Source organism: Bradyrhizobium retamae (assembly GCF_001440415.1).
Taxonomy (GTDB): Bacteria; Pseudomonadota; Alphaproteobacteria; order Rhizobiales; family Xanthobacteraceae; genus Bradyrhizobium; species Bradyrhizobium retamae.
In genome coordinates, this window is the sequence record NZ_LLYA01000218.1 from 1 (window position 1) to 15,043 (window position 15,043).

Consider the following 15,043-nt stretch of genomic DNA (forward strand, 5'->3'; position numbering starts at 1 on the left):
TCGGCCTGATCTGCTGCATCAGCCGGATCAGGTTGGTCGAGTCGGTCATGTCGCCATAATGCAGCAGGAACGGCACGTTGCGGGAATGCGGGTCCTGGTAGAGGTGGTCGATCCGCGCGGTGTTGAACGAGGACGACCGCCGCTTGATGCCGTGGACCTCATAGCCGAGGCCGAGCAGATATTCGGCCAAGTAGGCGCCGTCCTGGCCGGTGACGCCGGTGATCAGCGCAACGCGACGCTTTAAATCCTGAGCCGCCATATCTTCTCCAAACCCGCTCGTCGCGCAGGCCATAGCATTCGACCTGCGCCAAGTCTATCGCCAAAGCCGTTGGAAATCAGGCTCTTAGGTGCCTAATCGCCATGGTGGCGCAAGTGTTCGAGTTCGATGATGGTGACGCCGCCATATTCGAGCCGCAGCAAGCCCTCCTTCTCGAGCCGCTTCAGACACTGGTTGGCGTTTTGCCGCGAAATACCGGAGAGCGCTCCGATTTCCTCCTGCGTGATCTCCAGGTGGCGCGTCATGTCCGGATAGAGAATCGGGTTGAACAGCGACGCGATGGAACGCGCGACGCGGCTGGTTGCGTCGAGCGTGCGGCCATGTTCCACCGCTCCGATGAACTGGCCGAGCCGCTCGTTGAGCTGCCGGACCAGAAAGCGGTTGAACGCCACGCTGTTCTCGAACAGCCAGAAGAAGGTACTGCGGTCCATCAGCGCCAGCCTGGTGTCGCGCAATGCGACCACGTCGTAACGGCGCGGCTCGCCCTTGAGCACCGAGCCTTCGCCGAACCATGCACCGGCCGTCAGGCCGGCGAAGGTCGCGGCCTTGCCCCCGCTCGACACCGTACTCATCCGGGCAAGGCCGGTGACGATGCCGGTCCAGTAGTCGAAGGGATCGCCGCGCATGAAGATATGCTCGTTGGCGCGGTAGGATTTCTCGACGATGCCGGCACGGGCGACCTCGATTTCCCGCTCGTTCAGTTCGCGCGACCAGGCGGCGATGCGCTTGAGGTTATCCGCAGCAATCATGATTGCATCGACCGTCGGGACCTATACTTGCTGCACTGCAACAGAAGTGCGACTGGCAAAATTTCCCGACGAATTGTCAGGCAAAAGACATTTCAAACTATCGCATTGCCCTAAGGAGGACCACCTCGACAGGTGCGCCCATGGCGCTACCGGTTGGGGTGCGGCGTTACCACGCGTGATGCCGGCCGTGATCGGCATCGTTAGTCGGATGGCCGGAAGGCGACTGCGGATGTAAGATTGCGGGTGTAGTTGCGAACGATAGATAAAGAGCGCGGCAAGCGCCTTATCTGGAGGGAATGAGTGGCTCATACGTTGGAAGTGCGCGGCGTGTCGCTGCGCTTCGGCGGCGTCCGTGCGCTGACCGAGGTCTCGTTCGGCGTGAACGAGGGCGAATTGTTCTCGATCATCGGCCCGAACGGCGCCGGCAAGACCTCCATCGTCAATTGCATTTCCGGCCGCTACAGCCCGACCGAAGGCCGGCTATTCTACCGCGGCAAGGATATCACCGGCCTCAATCCGAACGCACGACCACGGCTCGGCATCGGCCGCACTTTCCAGAACCTGGCGCTGTTCCACCACATGAGCGTGCTCGACAACATCATGGTCGGGCGGCACCACCTCTTGAAGAACAATTTTGTCACCGGCTCGCTTTACTGGCTGACCGGCGCGCGGCGCGAGGAACTCGAGCACCGCCGCAAGGTGGAGGAGATCATCGATTTCCTTGACCTGCAGTCGGTGCGCAAGGCGACCGCCGGCACCCTGCCCTACGGCTTGCGCAAGCGCGTCGAGCTGGCCCGCGCGATGGCGCTGGAGCCGCAACTGATCCTGCTCGACGAGCCGATGGCCGGCATGAACTTCGAGGAAAAGGAGGACATGGCGCGCTACATCGTCGACCTCAACGAAGAGTTCGGCATGACCGTGATGATGATCGAGCACGACATGGGCGTGGTGATGGACATCTCCCACCGCGTCATGGTGCTGGATTTCGGCCGCAAGATCGCCGAAGGCGATCCCGCCTCCGTCCTCGCTGATCCGCATGTGAAACGCGCCTATCTCGGCGAAGAGGATGAGGTCCTCGTCGATCCCGACGACACGCCGGCGCCTCGGGAGAGCGTGGCATGATGGATTACGCTGGGCGCGCCGTCCTAGCCGATACCTTTCCAAAGCTGCTGCGCCTCAACGCGAGGGAGCACGGCGGCGAGATTGCGCTGCGCGAAAAGGATCTCGGGCTGTGGCGCGTCTTCACCTGGAGCGATTACCAGACCCGCGTGCACGATTTCGCGCTCGGCTTGGTCGAACTGGGTCTTGGGCGCGGCGACGTCATCGGCATCATCGGCGACAATCGGCCGGACTGGGTGGCCGCCGAAATCGCAACCCATGCCATCGGCGCCATGAGCCTCGGTCTTTATCGCGATGTGCTGGACGAGGAAGCGGCCTATCTGCTCAGCTACGGCGAGGCCAAGCTGGTGTTCGCCGAGGACGAGGAGCAGGTCGACAAGCTGCTGGCGCTGGCCGATCGCGCGCCCAACCTCAAGCACATCGTCTATTCCGATCCGCGCGGCATGCGGAAATACGACGATCCCCGCCTGATGGAAGCCGAGAAGCTGGCCACGATGGGACGCGACCGCGCCACGCGCGAGCCAGGCGTTTACGACCGGCTGGTCGACGCCACCCGCGGTGAGGATGTCGCGATCCTCTGCACGACATCGGGCACCACGGCCAATCCCAAGCTCGCGATGCTGGCGGCTGGCCGCGTCCTCAAACATTGCGCGACCTATCTCGCCTTCGATCCGAAGGGACCGGACGATGAATACGTCTCGGTGCTGCCGCTGCCCTGGATCATGGAGCAGGTCTACGCGCTCGGCAAAGGGCTGCTCTGCCGGATGAAGGTCAACTTCGTCGAAGAACCCGAGACCATGATGCACGATTTCCGCGAGATCGCGCCGACTTTCGTGCTGTTCGCGCCGCGGCTCTGGGAATCGATCGCCGCCGAGGTCCGCGCCGGCGTGATGGATTCCTCGCCGCTGAAACAGAAGCTGTTCGATATCGGAATGAAGGCAGGGCTCTCGGCGCTCGCACACGGCAAGCATTCGATGTTCGCCGATCAGCTCCTGTTCCGCGCGCTGCGCGACCGCCTGGGCTTCACGCGGTTGCGCTCGGCGGCAACCGGCGGCGCCGCACTCGGCCCCGACACCTTCAAGTTCTTCCAGGCGATGGGCGTGCCGCTGCGCACGCTCTATGGCCAGACCGAATTGCTCGGTGCCTACACGCTGCATCCGGCGGGCAAGGTCGATCCGGATACGACCGGCGTGCCGATGGCCGACGATATCGAAATCCGCGTCGATAACCCCGATGTCAACGGCGTTGGCGAGATCGTCGTCCGCCACCCCAACATGTTCTTAGGCTATTACAAGAATCCGGAAGCCTCTGCCGCCGATATCAAGGACGGCTGGATGCATTCCGGTGACGCCGGCTACTTCAACGAAGATGGCCAGCTCGTCGTCATCGACCGCATCAAGGATCTCGCCGAGACCGCGCGCGGTGAGCGCTTCTCGCCGCAGTATCTGGAAAACAAGCTAAAATTCTCGCCCTACATCGCCGAGACGGTGGTGCTCGGCGCCGGCCGCGATGCACTGGCGGCGATGATCTGTATTCGTTATTCGATCATCTCGAAATGGGCGGAGAAGAACCGCATCTCGTTCACGACCTATACCGACCTCTCCTCGCGCTCCGAGGTCTATGCGCTGTTGCGCAAGGAGGTGGAAGGCGTCAACGCCACGCTGCCGCCGGCGCAGCGTATCTCGCGCTTCCTGTTGCTCTACAAGGAGCTCGACGCTGACGATGGCGAATTGACACGTACCCGCAAGGTCCGCCGCAGCGTCATCAACGAAAAATACGCAGATATCATCGACGCGATCTACGCCGGCAAGAGCGACATTCCGGTCGATACCGTGATCCGCTTCCAGGACGGCACCACCCAGCGCATCCGCACCACGCTGCGGGTCGTCGATCTCGGCGGACCTGCGCCGATGGCGGAGGCCGCGGAATGAAGCTGACGTTTGCCGGTGGCGCCGCAAAACTGATCGTCATGCGCGGGATTGACCCGCGCATCCATCCTCTTCGGAAAAAGTGCTTCTTCAGGCGATGGATCGCCGGGTCAAGCCCGGCGATGACAGCTTGCACGTCGAGTGACTTCGCATGAACACCCAGCTTCTGATCCAGCTCCTCGTCAACGGCCTCGTGGTCGGCACGCTCTACGGCGTGGTCGCGATGTCGTTCGTGCTGATCTACAAGGCGACGCAGGTGGTGAATTTCGCGCAGGGCGAACTGCTGCTGGTGGGCGCCTGGGTGTGCTGGTGGCTGCTGACCAAATATCAGGTGCCGTTCTATCTGGGCATGCCGATCACGCTGGTGTTCATGTTCCTGTTCGGCATCGCGATCCAGATCGTCATCCTGCGCCCCATGATCGGCGAGCCGATCATTTCCGTGATCATGGTGACGATCGCGCTCTCGACGGTGTTTTCGGCGCTGATGAAGTGGATGTTCGGCGTCAATCTGCAGCCGTTCCCGCGCATCTTCCAGACCCAGAACGTCAACATTCTCGGCCTGCAGGTGCAGACCGTCTATCTGATGAGCCTCGCGGTCTCGGTGGCGATGATGGTGGGTATGGCGTGGTTCTTCCGCCTCTCCAAATATGGTCTGGCGATGCGCGCGACCGCGTTCAACCAGCAGGTGGCGCAGTCGCTCGGCATTTCCGTCAAAAGCGTATTCGCGATGGCCTGGGCGATCTCGGCGACCGTCTCCGCCGTCGCAGGCGTGGTCGTGGCCGTCGTCAACGGCGTGTCGGCAGGCCTCTCCGCCTACGGCGTCAAGGTGTTTCCGGCCGCGATCCTCGGTGGTCTCGACAGCGTTGGCGGCGCAGTGCTTGGCGGCATCATCATCGGCCTGTTGGAAAACGTCGCGCACTTTCTCGACAGCGAATATCTGCACTGGGGCAATCTCTACGAGATCGCGCCATTCTACGCGCTCATCATCATCCTCATGATCAAGCCGTACGGCCTGTTCGGCACCAAAGACATCGAGCGGGTGTAAATCAATCATGGCAGGCCAGACCATCATTCCCGCCGGCGATTTCCGCACCAGCTATGCGGCGGATACCACCGTGTTTCCGACCACGACCAGCCGCAATGCCATGATCGCCGGCATCGCGCTGACTTGTGTTGCGCCACACGTCGTCAACGAATACGTCCTCAGCCTGCTGATCCAGATCGGCATCTTCGGCATCGCGGCCCTCGGACTTAACATCGTCGTCGGCTTCACCGGCCAGATCTCGATCGGTCATGCTGCCTTCTTCGGTTTCGGCGCCTTTACCTCAGCCTATCTCTCGAACCGGTTCGGCATTCCCGTCTTCTTCTGCATTCCGCTCGCCGGTGTCGTGACGGCCGCGGTCGGTCTGGTCTTCGGCCTGCCCGCGGCGCGGCTGAAAGGGCTTTATCTCGCGATCGCGACGCTGGCGGCGCAGTACATCCTGCTCGACTTCTTTGCCCGTGCCGAGTGGTTCACCGGCGGCAGCGTTCCCGCCAGCGCCGAACCATTCTCGATCTTCGGATACATGCTGCGCGGCGATAAGCAGTATTTTTACGTCGTGCTGGCCTATGTCGTCGTCTGCTATCTGCTGGTCACCAACCTGATCCGTTCGCGTGACGGACGCGCGCTGGTCGCCGTGCGCGACCATTATCTGTCCGCCGAGATCATGGGCATCAACCTGACCAAATACCGGACGCTGTCGTTCGGCCTCGCCGCCTTCTTTGCCGGCGTCGGCGGCGCGCTCTATGCGCATTACAATCAGGTGGTCTCCAACGAAGGCTTTGGCATCGATCGCTCGATTATCTTCCTCGCCATGATCATCATCGGCGGGCTCGGTTCGATCATGGGCACGCTGATGGGCACTGCCTTCATGGTGCTGCTGCCGGAATCGATGGAATGGCTCAGCGTCGCGCTCCGCGACAGCCCGATCGATCAATTTCTGGGACTAAAGAACAATATCGCTTTCTTGCGCGAGATGGCCATCGGCCTGATCATCATCATCTTTCTGGTGTTCGAGCCGGATGGACTTGCGCATCGATGGCGGCAGATCAAGGCATACTGGAAACTCTACCCGTTCTCGCATTGAGGTCGGAACGGGACGAACAACGAGAAGACCTCGAGAAGTAACCGGGAGGACTATGTCCATGACGATGAAGACTCTGTTGAGCACAGCCTCGCTTGCTTTGCTGTTGGGTTCTACCGCTGCATTGGCCCAGGCGCCAATCGCGCTGGGGCATCTCACCGACTATTCAGGACCAACTTCGGACGTCGGAACGCCGTTCGGGCAGGGTGTCGCCGACACCTATGCATGGATCAACAAGAGCGGCGGCATCAACGGCGCCAAGGTCAACCTCGATACCGTCGATTACGGCTATCAGGTGCCGCGCGCGATCGCCCAGTACAAGAAATGGTCGGGCGCCGACAAAGTCGCCGCCATTCTCGGCTGGGGCACTGCCGATACCGAGGCGCTGACGGGTTTCCTGGCCCAGGACAAGATCCCGGATATCTCGGCATCCTATGCTGCAGCACTCTCCGATCCGACCGGCGCCGGCGGAAAGGCCAAGCCCGCACCCTACAACTTCTTCTATGGACCGAGCTATTCGGACGCACTTCGCGGCATGCTGACCTGGGCCGCCGAGGACTGGAAAGCCAAGGGCAAGTCCGGCAAGCCGAAATACGTCCATATGGGCGCCAACCACCCCTATCCGAACGCGCCGAAGGCGGCAGGTGAAGCGATTGCCACCGACCTCGGGTTCGAAGTGCTGCCGCCGATCGTGTTCGCATTGACGCCCGGCGACTACAGCGCGCAGTGCCTTACGCTGAAGAGCTCAGGCGCCAACTACGCCTATCTCGGCAATACCGCGGGCTCCAACATCTCCGTGCTCAACGCCTGCAAGGCGGCCGGCGTCGACGTGCAGTTCCTCGGCAACGTCTGGGGCATGGATGAGAACGCCGCCAAGGCTGCCGGTGCTGCCGCTGACGGTGTGGTGTTTCCGCTGCGCACCGCGATCGCCTGGGGCGGCAACGCACCCGGCATGAAGACGTTCACGGAAATCTCCAAGATGTCGGACGCGGCCGGTACCGCCTACCGTCCCGTGCATTACCTCGCCGGCGTCTGCACCGCGCTCTACATGAAGGAAGCCGTCGAATGGGCTGCCAAGAACGGCGGCGCCACCGGCGAGAACGTCAAGAAGGGCTTCTACCAGAAGAAGGATTGGGTGCCCGCCGGCGGCGAAGGCATCTGCAACCCCTCGACCTTCACCGAGAAGGATCACCGCGGCACGCTCAAGGTCGATCTGTATCGCATGAAGGTCGCAGGCGCGACCGACGCCCCCCTCAACGAGCTCGTCAAGAACGGCGGCATCAAGATGGAGAAGGTGAAGACGATCGACCTGCCGCGCAAGCCCGACTGGCTGGGTTGGTGAGGTCGGGAGGCGCCTCTAGTCGCCTCAACACTCAACTGTCATCCCCGCGAAAGCGGGGATCCAGTACGCCGCGGCTTCTCGATTGATCGCAGGTGCCTCTGGAATACTGGATCACCCGCATACGCGGGTGATGACGGCGGTGGTGGGTGGAGCGGACGACCCGCTCCACTAACAACGCCAGGATCGGAAAAATGACTGAAGCAACCGAACTCAATCGTCCTGCGAAGACTGCCGCGCAAGCCGCCGCCCCGCTGCTCAGCGTCCACAACATCGAGGTGGTCTACGACAAGGTGATCCTGGTGCTGCGCGGCTTGAGCCTTGAAGTGCCGAAGGGCGCGATCGTGGCGCTGCTCGGCGCCAACGGCGCCGGCAAGTCGACGACGCTGAAGGCGATCTCGGGCCTGCTCAAGACCGAGGACGGCGAAGTGATCCGCGGCGAAATCGTCTTCGATGGCGAGCGCATCAACGGCATCGATCCCGACAAGATCGTCCGCCGCGGCATCTTCCAGGTGATGGAAGGCCGCCGCATCATCGCGGACATGACGTCGATCGAGAATCTAAAGCTCGGTGCGTTCACGCGCACCGACAACGAGATCGCCGCCGACATCGAGATGGTGTTCAGATATTTCCCGCGGCTCAAGGAGCGTACCGGGCTCGCCGGCTATCTCTCCGGTGGCGAACAGCAGATGCTGGCGATTGGCCGCGCGCTGATGGCGCGCCCCAAGATGATCCTGATGGACGAGCCGTCGATGGGTCTGTCCCCGCTCCTGGTCAAGGAAGTGTTTGGGATCATCAAAGCGATCAACCGCGATCTCGGCGTCACCATCCTGCTGGTGGAGCAGAACGCGCGCGCGGCGCTGTCGGTCGCGAGCCACGGCTACATCATGGAACAGGGCAAGGTGGTGCTCGACGGCACCGCCGACGAATTGCGCGACAACGAGGACGTCAAGGAGTTCTACCTGGGCGGCGCCGGCGACCAGCGCAAGAGTTTCAAGAACCTGAAGAGTTTCAAGCGGCGAAAGCGGTGGCTGTGAGCGCCGCCCCACGCTTAGCCGAGCACCTGCTCCGCTTCCGCTACCGCGCTGAGAACATGATAGAACGAAGACGCAGGAATGGTGGCGACCAGGGAGTTGCCGTCGCGGTCGAATTGGTCGTACCAGCCGCCCGTGACGGGGTGGCTGAGGTAGTGCCGTTCGAGCCGCGCCAGCGCCGCGCGCGCTTCATCGGCCGCGCCTGCCTCGCCCGCTTCGGCCTGCGCGATCCACGCCTTGGCGATTTCCGTCTGCGGCCACAGCCGGCGCGTATGCCGCCTGATGTTGCCGCGGGCGTCGCCTTCGTCGATCAGGCAGCCGGTCGCCTCGTCGCGATAACGCAGCGCTGTCGCCAGCAATTCGCCGCGATAGCGCCCGGTCGGACAGCCGGTGATGCGCTCAAAGCCTTTCAGCAGCCACGCCCATTCCGCCTGATGTCCGGGCTCGACGCTGACCGGCTCGATCTTCGACCAGTCCTCCTCGAAATATTCGCCAAGCACCTGCCGCTGCTTGTCGTAGAGGTTGGCCAGAAACAGGCTGAAGAAATTTCCGGCCCTGTTCTGGAACACGAGGTCATGTGTCGCGTCGAACGCCGCGATCATGGCTTCGAACAGATGCATCTGCGGGTTCTGCCGCCGCGGCATCGAAACCGGCAATCCTTCGTGAACCCCGCCGTGCGGCGAACGAAGCTGCGTCTCGATGAAGTGGCACAGCCCGTCGATCTCGGCGCGGATCTGCGCATCGTGATCGAGTCCATAGACGGTCGCAAGGGCCAGCAGGATAAAGGCGTGATCGTAGGAATCTCGCAGCGGGTCCAGCACGGCGCCTTCAGGCTGCAGCGTGTGCACAAAGCCGGGCTTGCCGTCGGGGGCTTTCGCCTTCGCCAGCAGGTGCTCCAGCCCCTTCAGCGCGATCGCGCGCCCCTGCGGATACCAGCCCATTTGCGCCGCCTTGGCGTAGCAATAGATCTGGCGCGCTTGCACGAAAACCCGGCGTGGCGCCAGGCGGTCTGCACTTCCGTCCAGATCGAGCCGATCGATAAAACCGCCCGCTCTATCGTCCCACCCCTCGATCGACCACAGCGGCAGGCAGTGATCGACCATGCGAAGCTTCAGCTTGGCGACGATATCGGCCGAATCCAGCGTGTCTGCCGCCGCGGTATCTCTTTCAGCCATTGCGTTCCCTGGAACATCAACACCGGTAGAAGCCGTCTGATAGCACGTCAGAGGCGGCACGCAATCGGCCCTCACCTGAGGATCAGCCATGACCGACCACTACGACGCCCTTGAAACGCGCGAGCCGGGCATACGCGAGGCGGAGCTGTTTTCAAGGCTTCCGGACGTCCTGCGCAAGGCGCTCGCCGCGCCGGCCTATGCCGAGCGCTTGAAAGGCATCGATCCCGCCACCGTGGCCAGCCGCGCCGCGCTTGCTGAGTTGCCGGTGCTGCGCAAATCAGAACTCCCTGCCCTGCACAAGGCCGCGCCGCCCTTCGGCGGCTTCGTCGCGTGGCCGCTTGGGTCGTTCGGACGGCTGTTTACCTCACCGGGACCGATCTTCGAGCCTGAGCCCGTTCACGCCGATCCCTGGCGTGGCGCGCGGGCGCTGTTTGCGGCGGGCTTTCGGTCCGGCGACGTGGTGCTCAACACCTTCAGTTATCATCTGACGCCGGGCGGCTTCATTTTCGATGCCTCGGCGCGAGCGCTGGGCTGCGCGGTGATTCCGGCTGGCCCCGGCAATACCGAGCAGCAGTTTGAACTGATCGAGGCCTATCGCCCGGTCGGCTATAGCGGCACGCCTGATTTCCTCAAGATCCTGCTCGACGCTGCCGCGAATGCTGGGCGTAATGTCTCCTCGATCAAGCGCGCGCTGGTCTCCGGCGCGGCGTTCCCGAAATCACTGCAGGACGAAGTCAAGGCGCGCGGCATCGACGCCTATCAGGCGTTCGGCACCGCCGACCTCGGCATGGTCGCGTTCGAGACGCCGGCGCGCGAAGGCATGGTCGTCAACGAGGATCTGATCATGGAGATCGTGCGTCCCGGCACCGGCGATCCGGTGCCGCCCGGCGACGTCGGCGAGATCGTCGTCACCTCGCTCGACCCGCAGCATCCGTGGATCAGGCTCGCGCTCGGCGATCTCACCGCAGCGCTGCCCGGGACAAGCCCATGCGGACGCACGAATATGCGCATCAAGGGCTGGATGGGCCGCGCTGATCAGACCACCAAGGTCAAGGGCATGTTCGTCCGCCCCGAGCAGATCGCCGAGATCGGCAAGCGCCATCCCGAACTCGGAAGACTACGCCTCGTCGTCACGCGATCCGGCGAGAGCGATTTGATGACACTGAAGGCGGAAACGGCTTCGCCCGGCGAGGCGCTACAGGGCGAACTCGCGGCAACACTGCGCGCCGTGACGAAGCTTGGCGGCAATGTCGAACTGGTCGCGGCAGGCGCGCTGCCGAACGACGGCAAGGTGATCGCGGACGAGCGCTGAGCGCTCAAAACTTGCGAACCAGATCGATCACCTCGTCCTGCTGCGCCCGCGTGATCTCGGCAAACATCGGCAGCGACAGGATACGTCCCTGATCGCGATGCGCGTTCGGAAACTGCTCCGGGCGATGGCCGAACCGCTGATACGCGGCAAGGAACGGCAGCGCCGTCGGATAGTTGATCGCGGTCTGCACGCCGTTCGCGTTCAGATGCGCGGCCAGCGAGTCGCGGCGCGGATGCCTGATCGTGTAGAGATGATAGACGTGGGTGCGGTCAGGCGCGACCTGAGGCACGATCACATCCTCGATCTGGTTGAGCCCGGCATCATAGGCTTTTGCCGCGTCCTGACGCGCCTTGGTCCACTGCGCGAGATACGGCAGTTTCGCCGACAGGATCGCGGCCTGCATGCCGTCGAGCCGGCTGTTGATGCCTTCGATATGATGCTGATGCTTTACCAGACCGCCGTGACGCGCCAGCATCGTCATGTGCTCGGCGAGCGCGGCGTCGTTGGTGACGACGGCGCCGGCATCGCCCATCGCGCCGAGATTCTTGCCCGGGTAGAACGAATAGGTCGCGGCCGCGCCGAACGTACCTACCTGCTGGCCCTTGTAACGCGCGAGATGCGCCTGCGCACAGTCCTCGATCACCCAGAGCCTATGCTTGCTCGCGATCGCCATGATCGCATCCATATCGGCCGGTTGCCCGTACAGATGGACGGGGATGATGCCGACGGTGCGCGGCGTGATCGCGGCCTCGATCGCCGCCGGATCGATCGTGAACGTCGAGCCGTCGGTGTCGCAGAACACCACCGTGGCGCCGGCATGCGTGATCATTGCGGACGTGCTGATCCAGGAATGCGCCGTGGTGATCACCTCGTCGCCCGGCTTGACCTTCAGCGCGGCCATGGCGAGATACAGCGCATCGGTGCCGTTGGCGCAGGACACGCAATGCTTGACGTCAACGGCAGCGGCGAACTGCCGTTCGAACGCGTCAACGTAGGACCCGCGAATGAACGCATTGTCGCGGATGACGGAGGCAATCGCGCCATCGATCTCGCTCTTGATGGTCTGATACTGCAGTTGCAGATCCGCAAAAGGCACCGGCATCGGTCGGCTTCCTACCTGTCCGCCAGCAGCCGGCGCGCCGGGTTGCCGGCATAGGTCCCTGGCGACGTGATATCTCTGGTCACAACAGAGCCTGCGCCGATGACGACGTCATCGGTGATCCTCACCGGCAAGATCGTCGCGTTGGAGCCGATTGAGACGCGATCACCGATCACGGTCTCGCGCCATAGATCCTTGTTGCCCCGCGCCGGGCCGCCGGTCGAGAACGTATCGTTCACGAACATCACCCCGTGCCCGACAAAACAATCTTCGCCGATCGTGACCAATTCGCAGATGAAGGCGTGTGACTGTACCCGCGTGCGGGCGCCGATCATGACGTCTTTCTGGATCTCGGTAAACGGCCCGACAAAGCAATCGTCGCCGATTTTGCAGCCGTACAGATTGCACGGATCAACGATCCTGACGCGCGCGCCGAACTCGACGTCGCGCACGCCCGCCTGATGTATCTCCGGCGGGTTCACGACACGACACCGAGCCGGCCCAGCCGAGGCGCGAAGCGAAGCGGCACCTCGGCACCCGTCTCGATCGATTCGTAGAGCGCCGAAATCAGTTCCAGGCTCTTGCGCCCTTCGAGGCCATCGACCAGCGCCGAACGCTGGTTCACCAGACAGTCGATCACGTGCTGGTAATAGGCCTGGTGACCGAAGCCGTAGACGTTCGGCGGATTGACGGAAAATTTCTCGACCACGTCTCTGTCCGAGGCAAGTTCCTCGACAAAGCGCCAGTGCCGGATCTGGTTGACGGCAAAGCCGGCGATTTCAACCGTTCCCTTCTCTCCGAGAATCGAAAGCGAGCCTTCGAGGTCGGTCGGACGCGCAGCCGTGGTCGCCTCGATGATCCCGAGCGCACCGTTGCGGAACTTCAGCGTGGCAACCGCCGTATCCTCGGCCTCGATCTTCGCCAACGCTGTCGCCGCGCGGGCATGAACGCTGACGACATCGCCGAAAAACCATTCCAGCATATCAATGTGATGGCTGGCCTGGTTCGAGAGCACGCCGCCGTCATAGGCCCAGGTGCCACGCCAGGCATCCTGGTCGTAATAGGCTTGGTCGCGGCACCAGCGGACGCGCACGGTGCCGAGTATCAGGCGGCCGAAGCGGCCGGCCTCCAGCGCCTCGCGCGCCTTCACCACCGGAACGTTGAAGCGATTCTGTTTGACGACGAACAGCTTGACGCCTGCCTCGTCGCAGGCCCGGATCATGTCGTCGGCGTCCTGAAGCCGCAATGCCATCGGCTTCTCGACGATGGCGTGCTTTCCGGCCTTGGCGCAGGCGATGACATGGGCGGGATGCATCCCGCTCGGCGTCAGCACCGCCACCGCGTCGATATCCTTCCGGGCCAGGAAGGTATCCATGTCATATTCCGCGGGGACGCCGGATCTCGACGCAATCGCGTCGGCACGGGCGCGAACAGTGTCGCATACTGCGACAAGCCTGGCTCCGTCGACATGATTGCCCCCCAAAAGGTCGGCGTGCCGCTTTGCGATACGCCCGCATCCGAGCAGGCCGAATCTGATCATGGGGAGCCTTATTCCGATTAACCGTCTGGATTCACATTAGCCGCCCCGTCGACCGCAGCCAACCCTTCAAAAAGGGCTGCCTTCCAAATCCCGGAGGGGACTGATAGATTTCGCCTCTCTTTGAAGCGTTGACGATCTCCCAACTGCCCCATACGACAGCGCACCAAACGGCGAGTATCGACCGAGCCGCACATTTACGCTGTGGTCTACGCTTGCCTCATAACAAAGCAAGCTCGATCGAAACTGCCATGTGAAGGCGACGAATGAAGAGACCAGCAGTTTTCTTTGATCGAGATGGCGTGCTCAATGAAGACCACGGTTATGTTTACGAGATCAGCAAACTGAAGTGGATAGATGGCGCGCGTGAAGCTGTAAAGGCTGCCAACGAGGCTGGATATCTCGTGTTCGTTATTACGAACCAGTCAGGCGTGGCTAGAGGTCTTTACGACGAGCATCACGTGCAAGCTCTGCATGAATGGATGGCAGGTGATCTGGCTAAAATCGGAGCTCACATAGACGCATTCGAATATTGCCCCTATCATCCCGATGCGGTGATCGAGCAATATCGCAAGGTAAGTCATCGACGAAAGCCTGCTCCCGGAATGATCACCGATCTTCTCGAGCGCTTCCCAGTAGATATCAGTCGGAGCATTCTCGTAGGAGACAAGCCAACTGATTTGGAGGCAGCGCGGGCCGCTGGAGTCCAGGGTATTCTGTTCTCGGGTGGCAACCTCGCACGACTGCTGAGATCGGTCCTGCACCCGAACCCAGACGAAAACATCGACAACTGAAGCGCCAAGCAACTCATACGCATCGACAGATTCATTGGCCACGGAAAGTGCGTCATTCTGCATTGTCTGAGCAACACAAACGCTATTTGGTAAGCCACTCAAGTCCGCATTGCTCTGGCTCAGCCCTCACACTGCCCCTTTCGCCTCATTCCAATTCACTTCATCCAACGATTTCTTCGGTCATGGACATCCGAGATGTCAAGATGTTATGAGCCACAAGCGGGTGCTCCGGACCTGATCGCGGCCCGTTTGGAACCGGCAGTGACATCATGCCAAACGCAGGTTGTGTTGGCGGACCTATGGAGAAGTACTGGTGAACGCCTCTGTTGCGTTGATCACCGGCGTCACCGGCCAGGACGGCGCCTACCTGGCCGAATATCTGCTTGGCCTCGGCTATGAGGTCCACGGCATCAAGCGGCGCTCGTCCTCGTTCAACACGGCGCGGATCGACCACCTGTACCAGGATCCGCATTCCCGCAAGGCGCCGTTCCTGCTGCATTACGGCGACATGACCGACTCGACCAACCTGATCCGGCTGATGCAGCAGATCAGGCCGA

16 protein-coding genes are annotated in these 15,043 nt (G+C 62.2%); 10 read left to right on the top strand and 6 right to left on the bottom strand.

What is annotated here, in order from left to right; genetic code table 11:
- On the bottom strand, positions 1–259 hold a 259-nt coding region (locus CQ13_RS38125; protein ID WP_197427577.1), incomplete at its 3' end, for a GDP-mannose 4,6-dehydratase.
- A 92-nt stretch (positions 260–351) separates the two neighbouring features.
- Entirely contained in the window at positions 352–1,026 is a 675-nt protein-coding gene (locus CQ13_RS38130) for a Crp/Fnr family transcriptional regulator (protein WP_057847912.1), read from the bottom strand.
- A gap of 300 nt (positions 1,027–1,326) precedes the next feature.
- Between CQ13_RS38130 and CQ13_RS38135 the strand changes: the two genes are divergently transcribed.
- The 7 genes from CQ13_RS38135 (at position 1,327) to CQ13_RS38160 (ending at position 8,572) form a co-directional block, all read left to right on the top strand.
- Positions 1,327–2,148 (top strand): ABC transporter ATP-binding protein, encoded by an 822-nt coding sequence (locus tag CQ13_RS38135; RefSeq protein WP_057847913.1) that lies wholly within the window; start codon positions 1,327–1,329, stop codon positions 2,146–2,148.
- Positions 2,145–4,076 (top strand): long-chain fatty acid--CoA ligase, encoded by a 1,932-nt coding sequence (locus CQ13_RS38140; RefSeq protein ID WP_057847914.1) that lies wholly within the window; start codon positions 2,145–2,147, stop codon positions 4,074–4,076. Before CQ13_RS38135 ends, CQ13_RS38140 begins: the two co-directional genes overlap by 4 nt.
- The gene (locus CQ13_RS44030; RefSeq protein WP_156434161.1) at positions 4,073–4,228 is read left to right on the top strand and encodes a hypothetical protein; all 156 of its coding nucleotides are present in this window, start codon (positions 4,073–4,075) and stop codon (positions 4,226–4,228) included. Before CQ13_RS38140 ends, CQ13_RS44030 begins: the two co-directional genes overlap by 4 nt.
- The gene (locus CQ13_RS38145) at positions 4,225–5,118 is read left to right on the top strand and encodes a branched-chain amino acid ABC transporter permease (RefSeq protein ID WP_057847915.1); all 894 of its coding nucleotides are present in this window, start codon (positions 4,225–4,227) and stop codon (positions 5,116–5,118) included. The genes CQ13_RS44030 and CQ13_RS38145 overlap by 4 nt, the downstream gene beginning before the upstream one ends.
- A gap of 7 nt (positions 5,119–5,125) precedes the next feature.
- Positions 5,126–6,199: a branched-chain amino acid ABC transporter permease gene (locus tag CQ13_RS38150; RefSeq protein ID WP_057847916.1), complete on the top strand. Its 1,074-nt coding sequence runs from the start codon at positions 5,126–5,128 to the stop codon at positions 6,197–6,199.
- 58 nt (positions 6,200–6,257) lie between these two features.
- On the top strand, positions 6,258–7,538 hold the full coding sequence (locus tag CQ13_RS38155; protein WP_057847924.1) for an ABC transporter substrate-binding protein: 1,281 nt from the start codon (positions 6,258–6,260) through the stop codon (positions 7,536–7,538).
- Between the two features lie 191 nt (positions 7,539–7,729).
- A complete protein-coding gene (locus CQ13_RS38160; protein WP_057847917.1) occupies positions 7,730–8,572 on the top strand; it encodes an ABC transporter ATP-binding protein in 843 nt (280 codons plus the stop codon).
- Positions 8,573–8,586: 14 nt separating this feature from the next.
- Here CQ13_RS38160 and CQ13_RS38165 read toward each other — a convergent pair whose 3' ends face one another.
- Positions 8,587–9,744 carry an AGE family epimerase/isomerase gene (locus CQ13_RS38165; RefSeq protein ID WP_057847918.1) on the bottom strand — a complete coding sequence of 386 codons (1,158 nt, stop codon included), beginning with the start codon at positions 9,742–9,744 and terminating at the stop codon, positions 8,587–8,589.
- 88 nt (positions 9,745–9,832) lie between these two features.
- Here CQ13_RS38165 and CQ13_RS38170 point away from each other — a divergent pair, with 88 nt between their 5' ends.
- Positions 9,833–11,056: a phenylacetate--CoA ligase family protein gene (locus CQ13_RS38170; RefSeq protein ID WP_057847919.1), complete on the top strand. Its 1,224-nt coding sequence runs from the start codon at positions 9,833–9,835 to the stop codon at positions 11,054–11,056.
- 4 nt (positions 11,057–11,060) lie between these two features.
- Here CQ13_RS38170 and CQ13_RS38175 read toward each other — a convergent pair whose 3' ends face one another.
- Genes CQ13_RS38175 through CQ13_RS38185 form a run of 3 tightly spaced genes read right to left on the bottom strand, consistent with a single transcriptional unit; the run spans position 11,061 to position 13,695 of the window.
- Entirely contained in the window at positions 11,061–12,158 is a 1,098-nt protein-coding gene (locus CQ13_RS38175; protein ID WP_057847920.1) for a DegT/DnrJ/EryC1/StrS family aminotransferase, read from the bottom strand.
- 11 nt (positions 12,159–12,169) lie between these two features.
- Positions 12,170–12,637, bottom strand: coding sequence for an acyltransferase (locus CQ13_RS38180; RefSeq protein ID WP_057847921.1), 468 nt, complete (start codon positions 12,635–12,637; stop codon positions 12,170–12,172).
- Positions 12,634–13,695 (bottom strand): Gfo/Idh/MocA family protein, encoded by a 1,062-nt coding sequence (locus CQ13_RS38185; protein WP_057847922.1) that lies wholly within the window; start codon positions 13,693–13,695, stop codon positions 12,634–12,636. The genes CQ13_RS38180 and CQ13_RS38185 overlap by 4 nt, the downstream gene beginning before the upstream one ends.
- 263 nt (positions 13,696–13,958) lie before the next feature.
- Here CQ13_RS38185 and CQ13_RS42235 point away from each other — a divergent pair, with 263 nt between their 5' ends.
- The gene (locus tag CQ13_RS42235) at positions 13,959–14,486 is read left to right on the top strand and encodes a D-glycero-alpha-D-manno-heptose-1,7-bisphosphate 7-phosphatase (protein WP_082637894.1); all 528 of its coding nucleotides are present in this window, start codon (positions 13,959–13,961) and stop codon (positions 14,484–14,486) included.
- Positions 14,487–14,799: 313 nt separating this feature from the next.
- Positions 14,800–15,043 (top strand): GDP-mannose 4,6-dehydratase (locus CQ13_RS38195; RefSeq protein WP_245309606.1); only part of this gene is annotated, 244 nt, incomplete at its 3' end.